The sequence below is a fragment of the Paenibacillus methanolicus genome (assembly GCF_008124765.1).
Classification (GTDB): domain Bacteria; phylum Bacillota; class Bacilli; order Paenibacillales; family Paenibacillaceae; genus Paenibacillus_Z; species Paenibacillus_Z methanolicus.
Genome location: NZ_VNHS01000016.1, coordinates 74,139 through 91,678 on the forward strand (window position 1 = coordinate 74,139; position 17,540 = coordinate 91,678).

The 17,540-nt window shown below is 56.6% G+C and carries 18 protein-coding genes and 1 tRNA gene; 3 read left to right on the plus strand and 16 right to left on the minus strand.

Features of this window, described 5'->3' with window-relative positions; all coding sequences use genetic code 11:
- Positions 1-12 precede the first annotated feature (12 nt).
- The 10 genes from BCM02_RS31950 to BCM02_RS31995 all read right to left on the minus strand — a co-directional run bounded on the left by BCM02_RS31950 (position 13) and on the right by BCM02_RS31995 (position 10,355).
- Positions 13-231 (minus strand): hypothetical protein, encoded by a 219-nt coding sequence (locus tag BCM02_RS31950; RefSeq protein WP_148933191.1) that lies wholly within the window; start codon positions 229-231, stop codon positions 13-15.
- A gap of 101 nt (positions 232-332) precedes the next feature.
- The gene (locus BCM02_RS31955) at positions 333-1,514 is read right to left on the minus strand and encodes an ABC transporter substrate-binding protein (RefSeq protein WP_246183649.1); all 1,182 of its coding nucleotides are present in this window, start codon (positions 1,512-1,514) and stop codon (positions 333-335) included.
- 261 nt (positions 1,515-1,775) lie between these two features.
- Complete coding sequence (gene secG / locus BCM02_RS31960) at positions 1,776-2,009, minus strand: preprotein translocase subunit SecG (protein ID WP_148933192.1); 234 nt, start codon at positions 2,007-2,009, stop codon at positions 1,776-1,778.
- A gap of 138 nt (positions 2,010-2,147) precedes the next feature.
- Positions 2,148-2,897, minus strand: a complete 750-nt coding sequence (locus BCM02_RS31965) for a sugar phosphate isomerase/epimerase family protein (protein WP_246183650.1) — start codon at positions 2,895-2,897, stop codon at positions 2,148-2,150.
- 199 nt (positions 2,898-3,096) lie between these two features.
- Positions 3,097-4,389 carry a phosphopyruvate hydratase gene (gene eno / locus BCM02_RS31970; RefSeq protein WP_148933194.1) on the minus strand — a complete coding sequence of 431 codons (1,293 nt, stop codon included), beginning with the start codon at positions 4,387-4,389 and terminating at the stop codon, positions 3,097-3,099.
- 95 nt (positions 4,390-4,484) lie between these two features.
- Positions 4,485-6,023, minus strand: coding sequence for a 2,3-bisphosphoglycerate-independent phosphoglycerate mutase (gene gpmI, locus BCM02_RS31975; protein ID WP_148933195.1), 1,539 nt, complete (start codon positions 6,021-6,023; stop codon positions 4,485-4,487).
- Between the two features lies 1 nt (position 6,024).
- Positions 6,025-6,777, minus strand: coding sequence for a triose-phosphate isomerase (tpiA, locus tag BCM02_RS31980; protein WP_148933196.1), 753 nt, complete (start codon positions 6,775-6,777; stop codon positions 6,025-6,027).
- 60 nt (positions 6,778-6,837) lie between these two features.
- A complete protein-coding gene (locus BCM02_RS31985; protein WP_148933197.1) occupies positions 6,838-8,019 on the minus strand; it encodes a phosphoglycerate kinase in 1,182 nt (393 codons plus the stop codon).
- A gap of 195 nt (positions 8,020-8,214) precedes the next feature.
- Positions 8,215-9,219 carry a type I glyceraldehyde-3-phosphate dehydrogenase gene (gap, locus tag BCM02_RS31990; protein WP_148933198.1) on the minus strand — a complete coding sequence of 335 codons (1,005 nt, stop codon included), beginning with the start codon at positions 9,217-9,219 and terminating at the stop codon, positions 8,215-8,217.
- An 86-nt stretch (positions 9,220-9,305) separates the two neighbouring features.
- A complete protein-coding gene (locus BCM02_RS31995; RefSeq protein WP_148933199.1) occupies positions 9,306-10,355 on the minus strand; it encodes a sugar-binding transcriptional regulator in 1,050 nt (349 codons plus the stop codon).
- 241 nt (positions 10,356-10,596) lie between these two features.
- Between BCM02_RS31995 and BCM02_RS32000 the strand changes: the two genes are divergently transcribed.
- The 3 genes from BCM02_RS32000 (at position 10,597) to sda (ending at position 11,971) form a co-directional block, all read left to right on the plus strand.
- Positions 10,597-10,671, plus strand: a tRNA-Arg gene (locus BCM02_RS32000).
- Positions 10,672-10,858: 187 nt separating this feature from the next.
- Positions 10,859-11,440: an ATP-dependent Clp endopeptidase proteolytic subunit ClpP gene (gene clpP / locus BCM02_RS32005; protein WP_148933200.1), complete on the plus strand. Its 582-nt coding sequence runs from the start codon at positions 10,859-10,861 to the stop codon at positions 11,438-11,440.
- A 216-nt stretch (positions 11,441-11,656) separates the two neighbouring features.
- On the plus strand, positions 11,657-11,971 hold the full coding sequence (gene sda / locus BCM02_RS36215) for a sporulation histidine kinase inhibitor Sda (RefSeq protein WP_246183651.1): 315 nt from the start codon (positions 11,657-11,659) through the stop codon (positions 11,969-11,971).
- Between the two features lie 83 nt (positions 11,972-12,054).
- On the opposite strand, the gene BCM02_RS32015 is transcribed toward sda, so the two are convergent.
- From BCM02_RS32015 to BCM02_RS32040, 6 genes are all read right to left on the minus strand, one after another.
- Positions 12,055-12,864, minus strand: a complete 810-nt coding sequence (locus tag BCM02_RS32015; protein WP_148933201.1) for an SIMPL domain-containing protein — start codon at positions 12,862-12,864, stop codon at positions 12,055-12,057.
- Between the two features lie 228 nt (positions 12,865-13,092).
- Positions 13,093-13,362 carry an HPr family phosphocarrier protein gene (locus BCM02_RS32020; protein WP_090583454.1) on the minus strand — a complete coding sequence of 90 codons (270 nt, stop codon included), beginning with the start codon at positions 13,360-13,362 and terminating at the stop codon, positions 13,093-13,095.
- Positions 13,363-13,468: 106 nt separating this feature from the next.
- Positions 13,469-14,398, minus strand: coding sequence for a DNA-binding protein WhiA (gene whiA, locus BCM02_RS32025; protein WP_148933202.1), 930 nt, complete (start codon positions 14,396-14,398; stop codon positions 13,469-13,471).
- A gap of 6 nt (positions 14,399-14,404) precedes the next feature.
- Positions 14,405-15,397: a gluconeogenesis factor YvcK family protein gene (locus BCM02_RS32030; protein ID WP_148933203.1), complete on the minus strand. Its 993-nt coding sequence runs from the start codon at positions 15,395-15,397 to the stop codon at positions 14,405-14,407.
- A 10-nt stretch (positions 15,398-15,407) separates the two neighbouring features.
- Positions 15,408-16,295, minus strand: coding sequence for an RNase adapter RapZ (gene rapZ, locus BCM02_RS32035; protein ID WP_148933204.1), 888 nt, complete (start codon positions 16,293-16,295; stop codon positions 15,408-15,410).
- Positions 16,296-16,413: 118 nt separating this feature from the next.
- Positions 16,414-17,364, minus strand: coding sequence for an ROK family glucokinase (locus BCM02_RS32040; RefSeq protein ID WP_148933205.1), 951 nt, complete (start codon positions 17,362-17,364; stop codon positions 16,414-16,416).
- Between the last annotated feature and the right edge of the window lie 176 nt (positions 17,365-17,540).

Below are 17,540 nucleotides of genomic sequence, written 5' to 3' on the forward strand. Positions count from 1 at the left end.
GTATACACGAAATCATGCAGCGCCATCCGCTTCACCGAAAATATTTACCATGGCGCAAAAGCCGGCTTTCGCCTCCCCGCTCACTCCTCCTTCACACCAACTCTCGCCCTTATAAACAAAATTTCCGAATTCCGCGATTCCCATGCACACCACCGCCGGGCAACGGCAAAAAAAAACGAAAAGCGCCCCTGCGGCATTCGCTGCCTCCGGAACGCTCTTTCTTTGGTTCATTCGCTCATCGCACCGTATCGCGCAGATGCACGCTGTGGTCCCTAATTGCCTTGACCTTGCCGTCCGGCGCCGCCGGCGTTCTCCTACTGGCCGGAGACTGATTATTCGATCGTCATCTCCACCTGTCGGCGCGCCTTCGGGGGCATTCCGGCGCTGGCGAACGCGCTCTGCGTCGCGGCGTTCGATTTCGTCCGGCGCAGCTGTTCGACCGCCGTTAGGAATTGCGGATACTTCTCCATATTTTCCTTCACGATTCGCTTGTCGTATGCCTTCGTCGTAATCGGGAAGTAGCCGGTATGGATATACCACTCCGCCTGTGTTTTCGGTTCGGCGAGATACTTGACGAACGCCCAGGCTGCCTTCTGCTCGGCTTCCGGCTTGTTGTTCATTACCCACAGGCTCGCCCCGTCGAGGAGTACGCCGCTCTCATCCGCGTCCGTCGGCCTCGGCATGAACGCCGCGCCGACTTCGAACTTATCGCTTACGCCATCGACGATGACGCTCAGCGAAGCAGAGGAGTCCAGCATCATCGCCGCTTGGCCGTTGATGAACGCCGACCTCGCATCTTCCGCCTTACGGTCGAGGCCCCGCGCCAGTTCGTCATCGACGGCAACACCGCTGCCGGTCAGCTTATCTGCCGCTTCCGCTACCTCGTCGAGGGTCGTCGGGGGCGACTTCGGATCCAATCCCGCTTTCATGAACAGCGCCTTATTGTAGTAGAGCATCGAGCCGGATGTATAGAAAGGCATTGCATATAGCTTTCCCTCGAAGGTGTAGAGATTGCGAATGGTCGGTTCGAGCGCGGACAGGTCATATCCTTCAGCGTCCATAAACAGCTGCACCGGCTTAACCGCTCCGGAGTCGATCATGAACCGCGAGCCGGTGTCGCACATATGGATCAGCGAAGGGGCGGATTTACCGTCCGTCGACGCCATTATTTTGCTCAAGCTCTCGTCGCAGGTGCCTTGGTAGACCGCTTCCACCCGAACCGCGGGATGCCACGCATTGAAATTCGCCGCCAGCTGCTTCGCGGCCTTGCCGAGCTCCCCGTCCATCGAATGCCACCACATGACCTTGACTGGTTGAATCAGCGCTTTCGCTTCGGCCGCATCCGCGCTTGTCGGAGTCACTTCCGCCGTTTGCATGGCATCCATCGTCGCCTGATCGACGTCGACGCCGATTTCGCCGCCGCTCGCGTACTCATAGCTTCCGCAAGCCGTCACGGCCAGCGACAGCGCCATCAGGGCGCTCGCCCAACAGGTATTCCGATGGCGTACAGTCATGGTTTGCGCCCTCCCTTGTTCGAATCTCGTCGCTTCCGTCAAAGCTCGTCACCTTCAGCCAGTGTAAAATTCGACTGTTCGAGACGTGTCATCTCCGTGCGAAGAAATTATGTGGAGGAGGCTCGCCTTCGTAATTCGTTCATATTGGCTTATGTATCCAACAAAAAAAAGACCTCCGTCGAGGTCTCATCTTGAACGTTCCGGTCGCGGTCTTCAAGACAATAAAAAAAAGCGGAAGCTTCCGCTCCGCCTGGGTACGACTTATTTCACGAGATACGCTACGATCAGCGAGCAGATGAAAAATCCTGCCGCCACGCCGATTGTCAACCGCTGAAGGAACAGATCCAAGCCGCGTGCTTTATTCTTGCCGAACAGATGCTCTGCACCGCCGGAGATGGCACCAGAAAGACCCGCGCTCTTGCCTTTCTGCAGAAGTACGACCGCAATCAAGGCCAGCGAGAAAATAATCAGCAACACTTTGAAGAAAATATCCACAGTTCCACCTCCAACGCCAAAGCATCAGCATTTTGCCGTAGCCCTCATCACATGGACAAGAGCCTATGGACAGCAGATTTATTGTATCATAGCGCGCAGCCGACTTCAACTCGCCAGCAGGAAACTTTCGCTAATTATTTACAGCATCCCATTGGCCCGGAAAAATTCGAGCGCAGCCTTGGCGCTGTCGAGCGACGACGCATTCTCGAACTCCTCCTGCTCGACGAACAAATACTCGATTCCCGCCTGCTCCGCAATAGGCAGAACGCTCTTCAAGTCCACGATTCCTTGCCCGATGACGACGTCCTTGCGCCCCTTGTCGAAATCCTTGAAATGCGCGAGCGGCACGCGGCCGGCATACTTCTTCACGTAATCGCTCACCTTGTAACCCGCCAAGTGCATCCAGCCCAGGTCGAATTCGGCTACGAGAAATTCAGCCGGCACCGTCGAGAGCAGATGGTCGAGGATCGGCTGATCGTCCACGAGCTTGAACTCGAAATCATGATTATGGTAGCCCAACCTAAGACCCGCCTGCGCCGCTAGTTTGCCCGCTTGCTCCAGCATGCCGGCCAAATGCTTCACGTCTTCCGCGGTCGGGGTCTCGGGCAGCGGCGCCCAGGGCACGATCAAGTACGCAACGCCCACCATCTTAGCCGTCTTGATCTGCTTCGCCAGATCGGCCGCCATATTGGCAGGCTCGCCGAAATTCAGGCCTACGTGCGCGGAAGGCGCCTGCAGCTGGAGCTCGTCCAGCAGCGCCTTGATCTCTGCGGCAGGCGTATTGTAGTACCCCGCAAACTCGACCGCCTGATACCCCATCTCCGCAACTTTACGGATCGTGCCCAGAAAATCCTTCTCCGTCTGATCGCGTACGGTGTACAGCTGCAAGCCTATCGCCGGTTTCGCGATGTCCTCCCTCCCCCTTTCATGCCCTTATCCTCATTTCTCGGCGCCGCGCTGCTCCGCTCATTTTGCCCTTCCGGCTCCTCGCTCAACCATGCGGTAGTCGTAACCCGCCTACAGGCCGCGATGCGCACAAAAAAACGCGGCGGCTATCCGTTAAGGATAACCGCCGCGCGGCACGCGATTACTTGAAGTTTTTCAGGTTGTAGAACGCGCTTTTGCCTGCGTATTGCGCCGTGGAGCCGAGTTGGTCCTCGATGCGGAGCAATTGGTTGTATTTCGCTACGCGGTCCGTACGGGACGGAGCGCCGGTTTTGATTTGGCCCGCGTTCGTCGCAACTGCGATGTCGGCGATCGTGTTGTCTTCGGATTCGCCGGAACGGTGGGAGATAACCGCCGTGTAACCAGCGCGCTTCGCCATTTCGATCGCGTCGAACGTTTCCGTCAGGGATCCGATTTGGTTCACTTTAACGAGGATCGAGTTGCCGATGCCTTTCTCGATACCCGTGGAGAGACGCTCGGTGTTCGTTACGAACAGATCGTCGCCGACGAGTTGAACTTTGCCGCCCAGTTTCTCGGTGAGCAATTTCCAACCTTCCCAATCGTCTTCGGAGCAACCGTCTTCGATCGTGATGATCGGGTATTTGTCTGCCCACGAAGCAAGCAGGTCCACGAACTCAGCAGGCGTGAAGGAACGGCCTTCGCCTTCGAGGTGGTATTTGCCGTCTTTGAAGAATTCCGTCGATGCAACGTCCATACCGAGGAATACGTCAACGCCCGGCTTGTAGCCTGCGCGCTCGATTGCGGAGATGATCGTTACGATTGCTTCTTCGTTGGAACCAAGGTTCGGCGCGAAGCCGCCTTCGTCGCCGACTGCCGTGTTCAGGCCTTTTTCTTTCAGAACCGATTTCAGGTTGTGGAAGATTTCAGCGCCGATACGGAGCGCTTCGCGGAAGCTCTCTGCGCCTACCGGCAGAACCATGAACTCTTGCACGTCGATGTTGTTGTCCGCGTGCTCGCCGCCGTTCACGATGTTCATCATCGGAACCGGCAGAACTTTAGCGTTGAATCCGCCCAGGTACGTGTACAGCGGAACGCTCAGCGCGTCTGCAGCTGCTTGAGCAACAGCCATCGATACCGCGAGGATTGCATTGGCGCCCAGCTTGCCTTTGTTCGGCGTACCGTCGATCTCGATCATTTTGCGGTCGATCAGCACTTGGTCGAGCGCGTCCAGACCGATGATTTCAGGAGCGATGATGGAGTTGACGTTGTCAACGGCTTTCAGCACGCCTTTGCCGAGGTAACGGGATTTGTCGCCGTCGCGAAGCTCGACTGCTTCGTATGCGCCAGTGGATGCGCCGGATGGTACGATCGCGCGGCCTTTGCCACCGGATTCCAGATGAACTTCTACTTCTACCGTCGGGTTACCGCGGGAGTCAAGCACTTCGCGTGCATATACGTCAGTAATGATAGACATGGTACGGAAACACTCCTTCAAAGGTTTATTGTCAAATTCCAATCTATAGTAAACCAAATCCCGTCGCCGGACAAGCGCCCGGCGTCGATCTTCATTTACTCTTTAATGAGCGCGTGACCCGTCATCTCTTCCGGCTTGGCAAGACCAAGCAGGCTGAGAATCGTCGGCGCGATGTCCGCCAGAATGCCGTTCTCGCGCAGCGTTGCGCCCTGCTTCGTCACGATGAACGGAACCGGGTTCGTCGTATGCGCCGTGAACGGACGTCCGTTCTCGTCGATAACCATGTCCGCGTTGCCGTGGTCCGCCGTGATCAGCGCCACGCCGCCTTTGGCCAGCACCGCTTCCACGACCTTGCCCAGGCACTCGTCCGTCGCTTCGACCGCCTTGATCGTCGGCTCCAGCATGCCGGAGTGACCGACCATGTCGGGGTTCGCGAAGTTCAGGATGATCGCGTCGTGCTTATCCGCTTCGATCTCGGCCACGGCCGCAGCCGCGACTTCGTAAGCGCTCATCTCCGGCTGCAGGTCGTACGTCGCGACTTTCGGCGAGTTGATCAGAATGCGGGTCTCGCCCGGAAGTTCGACGTCGCGGCCGCCGCTGAAGAAGAACGTCACGTGCGGGTATTTCTCCGTCTCGGCAATGCGCAGCTGCTTCTTGCCGTTCTGGACCAATACTTCGCCTAATGTGTTATCGAGGTTCTTCGGCTTGTAAGCGACGAAGCCGCCTACGCTCTCCGCGAACAGCGTCAGCGCGACGAAGTACAGCTCGCTCGGCACGTTAGCGCCGCGGTCGAAGCCGCGGAAATCGCTGTTCGTGAACACTTGGGACAGCTGGATCGCGCGGTCCGGACGGAAGTTGAAGAACACGACGGCGTCGCCGGTTTCCACAAGCGCGACCGGTTTGTTGTCGGCGCTTACGATGACCGTCGGCATGACGAATTCGTCGAATACCGATTTCTCGTACGATTCGACGACCGCTTTAATCGGATCCGTGTACTGCGGGCCTTCGCCGTATACCATGGCGCGGTACGATTTCTCGGTACGCTCCCAGCGCTTATCGCGGTCCATCGCGTAGTAGCGGCCTTGCACGGTCGCGATTTGGCCTACGCCGATCTCTTCGATTTTCGCTTGGAGCTGCTCCAAATAACCTTTGGCGCTATCCGGCGCCACGTCGCGGCCGTCGAGGAACGCATGGATGTACACCTCGTGCAGATCGCTCTTCTTTGCCAGTTCCAGCAGCGCGAACAGATGCGCGATGTGGCTGTGCACCCCGCCGTCCGACAGCAGGCCGTACAGATGAAGCTTCTTGCCGTTGTTCTTCGCATGATCGACCGCGCCCTGCAGCGTCTCGTTCTCGAAGAACTCGCCTTCGCGGATCGATTTGCTGATGCGAGTCAGATCCTGATATACGGTACGTCCGGCGCCGATGTTCAAGTGGCCCACTTCGGAGTTGCCCATTTGACCTTCCGGCAAACCGACCGCTTCGCCGCTAGCCGTCAGCGTCGTGTGCGGGTACGTGTTCCAGTAGCGGTCGTAGTTCGGCTTATTCGCCTGCGCGACCGCGTTGCCTGTTACGTCATTCCGAAGGCCGAAGCCGTCGAGAATGATGAGCGCAACCGGTTTAGGTGCCGTCATCTTACTTCGCCCCCTCGACCAGCTGGATGTAGGAGGCCGCTTCCAAGCTTGCACCGCCTACGAGTGCGCCGTCGATGTTCGGTTGAGCCATGTACTCGGCAATGTTGTTCGGCTTTACGCTGCCGCCGTATTGAATGCGTACCGCCGCCGCCGTTGCTGCATCGTACAGACCTTCAACGACGCCGCGGATGTAAGCAATAACGTCTTCCGCGTCTGCGGAAGTCGACGATTTACCCGTGCCGATCGCCCAGATAGGCTCGTATGCAATGACCACGTCAGCCGCTTGCGCCGCGGACAGACCTTGGAACGCCGCTTCGGTTTGCACTTTGCAAACGTCCTTCGTTTGGCCGGCTTCGCGCTCTTCAAGCTTCTCGCCTACGCAGACGATCGGAAGCAGCGCGTGCTTGAATGCCGCATGGACTTTCTTGTTCACGATCTCGTCGGACTCGCCGAAGTAAGCGCGACGCTCCGAGTGGCCGATGATGACGTATTTCACGCCGAGGTCCTTCAGCATGACGCCGCTAATTTCGCCCGTGAACGCGCCGTTATCTTCGAAGTGAAGATTTTGAGCGCCGATCGCAATGCTCGTTCCTTTAGCCGCTTCCACAAGAGCCGGCAGCGTCGTGTAAGGCGCGCAGACGACGGCTTCTACGCCGTCAATTTCTGCTTTGCCTTTCACGTCCGCAAAGAACGAGACCGCCTCGGACACGGTTTTGAACATTTTCCAGTTACCCGCAATAATCGGTTTACGCATGTTCGAATTCGCTCCTTAACCTATCTCATACTCGCTTGTTTCAAACCTGTTCGGGAAATCTTATTTATCGTTAAGCGCTACAACGCCCGGGAGCGCTTTGCCTTCCATGAACTCCAGCGATGCGCCGCCGCCCGTGGAGATGAAGTCCATTTTGTCGGCCAGCTGGAATTTCTCCGCCGCTGCCGCCGAATCGCCGCCGCCGATGACCGTGTAGCCGGACGTTTCCGCACATGCGCGAGCTACCGCTTGCGTACCGTGTGAGAATGGCTCGATCTCGAATACGCCCATCGGTCCGTTCCAAACGACCAGTTTGGAGTTCTTGATGACGTCTGCATAGATTTCGCGCGTCTTCGGCCCAATGTCGATGCCTTCCCATCCCGCCGGAATGCCATTGATGTCGACGATTTGCGTGTTGGCGTTCTTGCTGAAGTCGTCGGCTACGACGATATCAACCGGGATAAGGAAGTTCTTGCCGAGCGACTTCGCTTTCTCGATGAACTCGAGCGCCAGATCCAGCTTGCTGTTGTCGACGAGCGATTTGCCGATCTCGTGGCCTTGCGCCTTGAAGAACGTGTAGGACAGGCCGCCGCCGATGATGATGTTGTCCGCGATCTCGATCATTTTGTTGATGACGTCGATCTTGTCTTTCACCTTGGAACCGCCTACGATCGCCGTGAACGGGCGCTCCGGGTTGTTCAGCGCTTTGCCGAGCACGTCCAGCTCGCGCTCCATAAGCAGACCGGATACCGCCGGCAGCTGGTGCGCGATGCCTTCCGTCGAAGCGTGGGCGCGGTGAGCTGCGCCGAATGCGTCGTTGACGAACAGGTCGGCAAGCTCCGCGAATTGCTTCGCCAGCTCCGGATCGTTCTTCTCTTCGCCCGGGTAGAAGCGCACGTTCTCAAGCAGAAGCACGTCGCCTGCGTTCAGCGCCGCAACTTGCGCTTTGACTTCTTCGCCGACCGCTTCGTTCGCTTTCACAACAGGCTTGCCAAGCAGCTCGGACAGTCGGACCGCTTGCGCCGTAAGACGAAGCTCTTCCACGACTTGGCCTTGCGGACGGCCCATGTGGCTGGCCAGGATGACCTTCGCGCCGTTCTCGATCAAGAAATTGATTGTCGGCAGCGTTTCGCGAATCCGCTTATCGTCCGTAATTACGCCGTTCTCGACTGGCACGTTGAAGTCTACACGCACAAAAACGCGTTTTCCGCCGAGCTCGACGTCGCGCACACTCTTCTTGTTCATTGTGTTTCCCTCCCGGTATGTTGACCCCTATCCCATGAGGCTTCAGAGTCCGCTATCTATATCCACGCTCCACTGCTATCCAATGGCTGTCCCTCTAGGCGGGGACATGCTCGTTATTGTCTGGGTTAAGTACGATAAACTGTAGCGAAGGAGCTGCGGTTAGCAGCTCCTTCGTCTCTATTCAAAAGTCGGCTATTACAGACCTTTGGATGCGATATATGCAGCCAGGTCAACAACGCGGTTGGAGTAGCCCCACTCGTTGTCATACCAGGAAATAACTTTAACCATGTTGCCTTCTACAACCATCGTCGACAGCGCGTCGATCGTCGAGGAAGCTGGGTCGCCGTTGTAGTCGCTCGATACAAGCGGCTCATCGGAGTAGTTGAGGATGCCTTTCAGAGGGCCTTCAGCCGCTTCTTTCAGAGCATTGTTCACTTCTTCAACCGTTACGTTAACTTTCAGTTCTGCAACGAGATCCGTTACGGAAACGTTAGGCGTAGGAACGCGCATAGCCATGCCGTTCAGTTTGCCTTTCAGCTCAGGCAGTACCAAGGATACCGCTTTAGCAGCGCCCGTGGAGGAAGGAATGATGTTCTCAGCTGCTGCGCGAGCACGGCGCAGGTCTTTGTGAGGAACGTCAAGTACGGATTGATCGTTCGTGTACGAGTGAATCGTCGTCATCATACCTTTTACGATACCGAATTTGTCGTTCAGAACTTTGGCGAAAGGAGCCAGACAGTTCGTCGTGCAAGAAGCATTCGAGATAACCGTGTGCGCTGCCGGATCGTATTTGTCTTCGTTTACGCCCATAACAACCGTGATATCTTCGTTCGTAGCCGGTGCGGAGATGATAACTTTCTTCGCGCCGCCTTTCAGGTGAAGCTCGGCTTTTTCTTTCGCCGTGAAGATACCCGTCGATTCTACGACGATCTCTGCGCCAACGCTGCCCCAAGGAAGGTTCTCTGGGTTGCGCTCGGCGAATACTTTGATTTCTTTGCCGTTTACGATCAGGGCGCCTTCTTTAGCTTCTACCGTGCCATCGAATTTACCGTGAGTCGTGTCATATTTGAGCAGGTGAGCCAGCGTGTTCGTGTCTGTCAGATCGTTGACTGCGACGATTTCTACGTTCGGGTTGTTGAAAGATGCGCGGAACACGTTGCGGCCGATACGGCCAAATCCGTTAATACCTACTTTTACCATGCGGGTTTGCCTCCTAAAGGTAATTTTCAATATATCTCAAGACCTCGTGCAAGCGGCGTCTTGCAGCCTGCCCGCGTCGGTCAAGATCACGTAGTGCTGATTGCGGCTTCCCGGTCGAGCAGCGCTGCGATCTCAAGCGCGGCCGCCTCGTCGGTGACGAGCACGTCGTCGTGCCCGAATTGCATAATCGCGGCGATGGCCTCGCCCTTGCTGCTTCCGCCCGCGATCGCGATGACCACTTCTGTCGCCATAATATCTTCAAGCCGCAGTCCAATAGTAGGCATGCGGTGTACGACGGTGCCGGTCCGGTCGAAATAGTACCCGAACGCTTCCGCGTGCGCCCCTTCTGCCTGTAGAGCTTCGATGAAGGTCGCATCCAGCCGCCGTCTGCGTGCCATGACCATAGCGTCCCCGATGCCGTGCACGACAATGCGGGCGCTTCGGATGACATCCACGATTTCTCGCACGTTCGGTTCTTGCATGAGCGTCGTGTATGCCTCTTCGCCCAGATGGTCCGGGACGTGAAGCAGCCGATACTGCGCGCCGGTCCGCTTGGCCATCGTAGAGGCCAGCGTGTTCGCCTGGTAGTCCATGCTCTCGCCGAGTCCGCCTCGGGCGGGCACGAACCAATTGCCCTTCAGCGGCGTCTGCGTCGTCAGCTGATTGGCCATTTGCGCGAGCGTCGTTCCGCCGGTGATAGCGACGACGTCGTCTTTCTCCATGTGCTTGCGAAGCACGGCGCAGCCGGCTAAGCCAAGCTCGCGTTTCGTATGCCGCGACGTTTCGGAATCGCCGGGCACGATCACGACCTGTTTTAATCCGTACCGGGTACGGATGCGTTCTTCCAGATCGGACAAGCCGAACATTTGCTGATAGAGCGGCTCCATCTCGTCCAGTAGCTTCTTACCCTCTTCCGTAATGCGCATACCGCCTGCCTCGATCTGAAGCAGTCCTTGCGATTTCAGAAAATCGGTCTCGGCCCGCAGCACCCGCTCCGTTATCTCGAGCGAAGCGGCCAGCGTGCGGCGTCCGATCATATCGGAGAGCATCACCTGGCGGAGGATGAGATAACGCTTCTTCATCACCACGAGCAGATCCGGCAGGAGCTTCTGTTGTATTTCGATGAGAGACTGCATGATGCTCACATCCACTCCATTATTGCCGAATTGGGTCTTGAATTAACAGGGACACAAAGCGTCCCGCCTGTTCGTTTTAAGTCCCACCATCATTGTACTCCAAACCCTGGGGAGGAGCAAGTTGGGTTTTCCAAATGAAACCGGTTACCGAAGCTCTTTTTCATAAATTTTTCTTTTCGTAGCCGCTTGCATTTTCTTTTTCTATGGGTTACAATGAATCTCGCTATCGCTTACTGAATACGCGCCCGTGGTCCAATGGATATGACGTAGGCCTCCGGAGCCTGAGATCGAGGTTCGATCCCTCGCGGGCGCGCCATTACTTTACTACGAACGAAACAACAACCGGCCTTCGCCGGTTTTTTTGTTTTCATAGTCTGACCATTTTTGACTTTTGCGAAACAATCCGGTATGATGGGCTTACGCTTACATAGCCTTACCCCGGATCGGGTTTTAATCCCTGCGTCCGAGGTAATACTTGATAACCATTAAGGAGGGACTTGGACATGAATTTCGTACCTATGGTCATTGAGCAAAGCAACCGCGGCGAACGTGCCTACGACATCTACTCCCGTCTGTTGAAGGACCGCATCGTTTTCCTTGGCACGCCGGTGAACGACGTCGTCGCCAACTCCATCATCGCGCAGCTGCTATTTCTGGCGGCGGATGATCCCGAGAAAGATATTTCGCTTTACATCAACAGTCCTGGCGGTTCTGTCTCCGCAGGTCTCGCCATTTTCGATACGATGCAGTTCATCAAGCCGGACGTCTCCACGATCTGCGTCGGACTCGCCGCTTCCATGGGCGCTTTCCTGCTGGCCGCCGGCGCCAAAGGCAAACGTTTCGCCCTTCCGAACAGCGAAGTGATGATTCACCAGCCGCTCGGCGGCGCGCAAGGTCAAGCAAGCGATATCGAGATTCGCGCCAAGCACATTCTGAAGACGCGCGACACGCTCAACCGGATCTTGTCCGAACGGACGGGGCAGCCGCTGGAGAAAATCGAGCGCGATACCGACCGCGACTATTTCATGAGCGCGGAAGAAGCTTTCAAGTATGGTCTTGTCGATAAAGTCATCGAGAAAATATAATGCCCCGCAAAGACCCGACAGCTTGCCTGCCGGGTCTTTGTTTATCTCCGCTCACCCCCCCGCAATTACCACACTAATTCCTAATTGTCAACAAAAATTCGTTGATCCGAATTCATGACCACTCCATGCCGCTTTCATGATACGATGTACTAAATCATTCCAATTACACCTTAGGTTAGGGCACATAAAATCTTATTTTATGGAGTTGCTTTCGTTATGAATCGATCTCAATCTATCGCGAGCGTTCGTTCCTTTCTTCGTCACGAGAGTGAAGAGCCTGCGTTTTATGAATCTTATCCTTCCGCGTTCGGCGCCTCCTTCATTCGGGAATCGGACGATACGCCTTCGGAGCCGAATATCTATTTGCCGATGCAGGACAAATCCATGTTGCTTCGTCCGCTCAGCGATACGCACCTGATGGAGGTCTATCACGAAGCCAAGGCGATGCGTCTGTCGAACGAATTCATCGCGCTCATCGAACATGCGCTTGAACAGCGCGGCATCTCGCTTATCGACAACGACAACAATTAATACGACTCGCGTACGTACTGCCTCTATGGGAGGCGGCCCGCGCAACATAAAAAGGCAGCTGCCATCGGGCAGCTGCCTCTTTATTATTGCATTTCGTAAGATACCGTTACGCTCGTCGAGACCGTCACTTCGCCCGTCTGCACGGAGCTTCCGCCCGCCGAGTCGGCTGCGGATTCCGCCATGATCTTCGCCGTCTGGAAGATCGGAACGCTTGCGACATCGCCTTGCGTAATGTTAACGACCTGCTTCACCGCGCGGCCGCCCGCTTTGGCGAGGACGTCGGCTTTGCGCTTCGCTTGGGCCATCGCTTTCTCCATCGCTTGCAGCTCGTATTGCTCTTGGTTCTCCACGTCGAACCGTACGCCGTCTACGCGATTAGCACCTGCGGTCGATAAGTTATCGAGCAGCGCGCCGATACCGTCGAGGTTGCGGCTCGTAATTTCGATGCTGTGCGTGGCCGTGTAGCCGATAATTTTGCTCGTGCCGTCCTTCTCGTTGTACTGGTACTGCGGTTGGACGTAGAACCCGGTCGTCTTGACGTCCTTCTTATCGAGCTTGTACGTCGTGAAGAGCAGCTTCTCGATCGCCGCGAACTGGGCCGCGTTCTTCGCCTGCGCTTCCTTCGCCGTCGCCGCTTTCGTCTCGACCCCGGCATTGATGTACGCCACATCCGGCGCGACCTTGATCTCGCCTTTACCCGCTACCGTAATCAGTCCCCGTTCCACGCTCACCGTCTCCGCCGCCTTTACGAACGGGGTCGGTCCGCCCGCTCCGATAATCGTACCGAAACCGATCGCCACCGCGAGTGCAGGCACCAGCAACAGCATCGGCCGCTTCTTCCCTTTATTCGTCTTCTGCTGTTCCGTTTGTCCGTCATGCGTGAATCGTATCATCGATCCCAACACCCTTCTTCTTGGTTTGTGACTACTAGACGCCGCCGCTCTCCGAATTGTTGCACGTCAACAGCATTTCCTTTCCGGCTCGAATTCAGTAGCCGACGGGGGCGCTGGATCCGTATCCGAGTTCCTCGCATCTTCGATCTGATTTCGGCGCCTGGCCATGAATTCATCCATCCCCGGAAAACTAAAAAAAGCCCCCTGCGGGAGCTTTTTCGCGATCCATTATTGGTTCTCCAGTTCTTCCTTGCTGACCAGGTTCACTAAAGCGGTTACAGCTTGATCGGCGTCCGATCCTTCCGCGCTGATTGTCACCTCGGTACCGGAGCTGATGGCCAGGCTCATAATACCCATAATCGATTTCGCGTTCACTTTCTTGTCGTCCTTCTCAACGAAGACTTCGGACGAGAACTTATTCGCTTCCTGAACGAAAAGCGCGGCCGGTCTTGCGTGGAGACCTGTTTTCAGACGAACGACAACCGGGTGCCTTGTCATCGAAACCTTACCCCCTATACGAAATTCAATCGTGCGATTCACGAGTGCAAAACGTCATTTTAATCACCATTATATCACTTTTGTTGCGCGAGCACTAGCCTTGCGGTTAGCCATTCCGTAACTTTTCCGCAATCTCGTCGATCTTGCGCAGCCGATGGTTGACGCCCGACTTGCTGACCTTGCCCTTGAGCATCTCTCCGACTTCCTTCAAGTTCATATCCGGATGCAGCAGACGGATTTCGGCGACTTCCCGCAGCTTATCGGGGAGGCTGTCGAGGCCGACTTGTTTTTGGAGCAGCTTTATATTATCGATCTGACGCACGGCGGCGCCGATCGTCTTGTTCAAATTCGCCGTCTCGCAGTTGACGATGCGGTTGACGGAATTACGCATGTCTCGCATGATGCGGACGTCCTCGAACTTAAAGAGCGCCTGATGCGCGCCGATAATGTTCAAGAGCTCGATAATTTTCTCGCCCTCTTTCATGTAGAAGATAAAGCCTTTCTTCCGCTCGATGCATCTGGCGTTCAGATCGTACTTGTTGGCCAGCTCCACGAGCGCCTGGCAGTGCTCTTCATACATGCAGGCGATCTCCAGATGATAGGAAGATCCTTCCGGGTTGTTGACCGATCCTCCGGCGAGGAACGCGCCGCGCAGGTACGATCGTTTGCAGCACGATTTGCGGAGCATCTCCTTGTCAATGCCTTGGTTGAACATGAAGCCTTCGGAGACGATGCGCAGTTCGCTTAGAATCTCTTGCACGTTGACCGGGATGCGCACGATATAGACGTTGTTTTTCTTAAGCCGCATCTTCTTGCGCACGAGCAGTTCGGTATGTACCGCAAACTGTTTCTTGATCAGCGAATAAATTCGCCTTGCGATTGCGGCGTTTTCCGTCGAGATGTCGAGAATGACTTTGCGACTGGATAGTTGAACGGAGCCGTTCATTCGAATGAGCGCGGACAGTTCCGCCTTTTCGCAGCACGGATCGGCTTCAATCATCGTCAGTTCTTTCTTGGTTTGCGCTGCAAAAGACATCGTTGTTCACCTCTTTCGATTCATCCAATCTTCGACAAGCTGATAAATATGGTGGCTCAATCGCGCCGCGTCATGCCGTAGATATGTCCGGAACAGCACAAGTCGGTCCGCTATGACCTTGTAACCGCGGCTCTGTACTTCCTCCAGATCCAGATGCACGGCCTTCGCGCCTTTCTCGGCGTATCGCTCCTGCACCTGCGGCGGGATTTCGCCGTTGTTCACGATGACGTAATCGAACAGATGATGCCCGATATGCGCATGCACCGCGTCCAAATGATCGCCCACCGAATAGTCGTCGGTCTCGCCCGGCTGCGTCATCACGTTGCAGACGAACATCTTGACCGCATCGGATTCGACGATCGCCTCGGCCAATTTCGGCACGAGCAGATTCGGAATAATGCTCGTATATAGACTGCCTGGTCCGATCAGGATCGCATCCGCTTCCCGGATCGCTTCAACCGCTTCCTCGAGCGGCTCGACCTCGGCCGGCTCAATGAACGCCCGCTTGATCGCCTGGCCCGCCTTCGGAATGTTCGATTCCCCCGTCACGATGGAGCCGTCCTCCATCTCGGCGTGCAGTACGATCGCTTGCCCGGCCGCCGGAAGCACCCGTCCCCGAACGGCCAATACGCGGCTGAGTTCGCGAACGCCGGTCACGAAATCCCCGGAAATATCCGTCATCGCGGCCAACATCAAGTTCCCCAAACTGTGTCCGGCAAGTCCCGTTCCGGTATTGAACCGGTACTGCAGCATCTGGGCGAGCAATGGCTCAACGTCCGCCAGCGCAATGAGGACGTTGCGAATGTCGCCGGGCGGCGGCATTTGCAGTTCGCTGCGCAGGATGCCGGAGCTGCCGCCGTCGTCCGCCACCGTCACGATGGCCGTAATATCGAGCGGCTTCTCCTTCAGTCCCCTCAGCATAACGGAGAGCCCCGTACCGCCGCCGATGACGACAATACGGGGAAGTCGTTCTTCTGGTGTCGTGCCTTTCTGCTTCATCCGTTCACCTCTAGTGCCGATCGCGTTCCGCATCGCGGTGGCTGACGCGGATCGTCTCGGTATCGCTTGCGCCGAGCATGCGGCCCAAGTATTCGGCAATCGCCACCGAGCGATGTTTGCCGCCCGTGCAGCCGATCCCGATGACGACCTGGCTCTTGCCTTCTTTGCGGTATTGGGGAATAAGGAACTGCAGCATATCGAGCAGCTTCGTCAGGAACGTCTGCGTCTCCGGCCACTTCATGACGTAATCGTAGACCTCCGGATCCTGCCCGGTGTTCGGGCGCAGCTGCTCGACGTAGTGCGGGTTCGGCAGAAAACGGACGTCGTAGATCAAGTCCGCATCGATCGGAATGCCGTATTTGAATCCGAACGAGGTGACGTTGATCGAAATCGAGCTTTGATCCGCGTTCGTGAACCTCGACATGATCCGGTCCTTCAGCTGCAGCGGCTTCAGATTGCTCGTGTCGATGACCTGCGTCGCCCAGCCCTTCAGATCCTCCAGCAGGCGGCGTTCATGCTGAATGCCTTCCAGCGGTAGCCCTTCGGGCGCGAGCGGATGGCGCCGGCGGCTTTCCTTGTAGCGCTGCACGAGCACGCCGTCCGTCGCATCGAGGAACAGAATCTCGTACCCGATCGTGTAGTGATCCTTCAAATAATTGAGCGATTCCGATAACGCCGTGAAAAACTCCCGTCCGCGCAGGTCGATGACAAGCGCGACTTTGCCGATTTTGCCGTTCGACTGCTCGATCAGCTCGGCGAATTTCGGGATCAGCACCGGGGGTAAATTATCGACGCAGAAAAAACCGAGATCCTCGAGGCTCTGCACCGCAATCGTTTTGCCCGCGCCTGACATCCCTGTGATGATGACCAGTTTCGCCATCGCCGTTCCCGTTTCCATCGCCGTTTCCTCCTACCCTAGTCGAAAATACCGACGTCCGGCGCCGAAGCGCCGAACCGCCTATATCTTATATCAAAGCATGAATGCTCTGTTTATTCTTCGTCATCGCGAGCTTACGTTACGAACGAATAATGAGTCCTGCCGCGCCGACGACGCCCGCGTTGTTGCCCAGTACGGCCGGGACGATCTCCACGCCTTCCGCGACGATATCCGGCGTTGCCTTCTGGAAGGCTTCGCGGATCTGTTCGAACAAAAATTCGCCTGCCTTGGAAACGCCGCCGCCGACAATGAATCGCTGCGGGTTGAGCACGACGGCGACTTGCGCCATCGACTTGCCCAAGTAGTACGCCGCGCGCGTTACGATGCGGGCCGCCACTTCGTCGCCGGCCTTCGCCGCGTCGACGACATCCTTCGCCATGATGTGCGGCACGAACGACAGGGACGTCCGGTCGCCGCGTTCTACAGCGTCCTTAGCCATACGGATGATGCCCGTCGCGGACGAGACGGTTTCCAAGCAGCCCATTTTGCCGCAGCCGCATTGAATCGCTTCCAAATCCGGCACGATCGACATATGGCCGAGCTCGCCCGCCATGCCCGCGAAGCCCTCCACGATCTTGCCGCCGACGATGATCCCGCCGCCTACGCCCGTGCCGAGCGTGTAACAGACGCAGTGATTCACGCCGCGACCCGCGCCAGCCCAAGCTTCGCCGAGCGCCGCCACGTTCGCGTCGTTGTTGACGAGTACTTTCTTGCCGAGTTTCTCTTCCAGAATTGCCTTCAGCGGCACGTTGCGGAAGCCGAGGTTCGGGGAAAATTTAATGATGCCGTTCGGAATATCGAGAAAACCGGCGGTACCGACGCCGACGCCCTCCACTTGTTCCCAGCTGTAAGGAGATTGTTCGACGATGAGCCGCGCGTAGGAAGCGATATTGTTGCACGCCACTTCCGTGCCTTTATCGGCCTCCGTCGGACCCTCGTACGTATGAAGCAGTGCGCCGTTCAAATCGCAAATCCCTACTTTGACGGAAGTGCCGCCGATATCTACGCCAACAACAATTTTCTCAGACATGAATAAAGCCACCTCTACAATAATGGTTGGGTTGCTGCTGTTCCCACTATAAGTGACGCCCAAGGAGGCGGTCAAGACTCTCTAGCGGGAGCGGCGCGTTGACGCGAAACGACGCTGCCCGACTCCACCCGGGCAGCGTCCCTTCTCGCGGCGTCCTGCAATTCGGCCGCCTAAAC

Coding starts and splice junctions, on each gene's coding strand:
- BCM02_RS31950 (WP_148933191.1), bottom strand. CDS start 231: ATGAACCAAAGAAAGAGCGTTCCGGAGGCAGCGAATGCCGCAGGGGCG.
- sda (WP_246183651.1), top strand. CDS start 11,657: ATGAATCGATCTCAATCTATCGCGAGCGTTCGTTCCTTTCTTCGTCAC.
- gpmI (WP_148933195.1), bottom strand. CDS start 6,023: ATGACGGCACCTAAACCGGTTGCGCTCATCATTCTCGACGGCTTCGGC.
- BCM02_RS32020 (WP_090583454.1), bottom strand. CDS start 13,362: ATGACAAGGCACCCGGTTGTCGTTCGTCTGAAAACAGGTCTCCACGCA.
- eno (WP_148933194.1), bottom strand. CDS start 4,389: ATGTCTATCATTACTGACGTATATGCACGCGAAGTGCTTGACTCCCGC.
- whiA (WP_148933202.1), bottom strand. CDS start 14,398: ATGTCTTTTGCAGCGCAAACCAAGAAAGAACTGACGATGATTGAAGCC.
- BCM02_RS32015 (WP_148933201.1), bottom strand. CDS start 12,864: ATGATACGATTCACGCATGACGGACAAACGGAACAGCAGAAGACGAAT.
- tpiA (WP_148933196.1), bottom strand. CDS start 6,777: ATGCGTAAACCGATTATTGCGGGTAACTGGAAAATGTTCAAAACCGTG.
- gap (WP_148933198.1), bottom strand. CDS start 9,219: ATGGTAAAAGTAGGTATTAACGGATTTGGCCGTATCGGCCGCAACGTG.
- BCM02_RS31995 (WP_148933199.1), bottom strand. CDS start 10,355: ATGCAGTCTCTCATCGAAATACAACAGAAGCTCCTGCCGGATCTGCTC.
- BCM02_RS31985 (WP_148933197.1), bottom strand. CDS start 8,019: ATGAACAAGAAGAGTGTGCGCGACGTCGAGCTCGGCGGAAAACGCGTT.
- rapZ (WP_148933204.1), bottom strand. CDS start 16,295: ATGGAAACGGGAACGGCGATGGCGAAACTGGTCATCATCACAGGGATG.
- clpP (WP_148933200.1), top strand. CDS start 10,859: ATGAATTTCGTACCTATGGTCATTGAGCAAAGCAACCGCGGCGAACGT.
- BCM02_RS32040 (WP_148933205.1), bottom strand. CDS start 17,364: ATGTCTGAGAAAATTGTTGTTGGCGTAGATATCGGCGGCACTTCCGTC.
- BCM02_RS32030 (WP_148933203.1), bottom strand. CDS start 15,397: ATGAAGCAGAAAGGCACGACACCAGAAGAACGACTTCCCCGTATTGTC.
- BCM02_RS31955 (WP_246183649.1), bottom strand. CDS start 1,514: ATGACTGTACGCCATCGGAATACCTGTTGGGCGAGCGCCCTGATGGCG.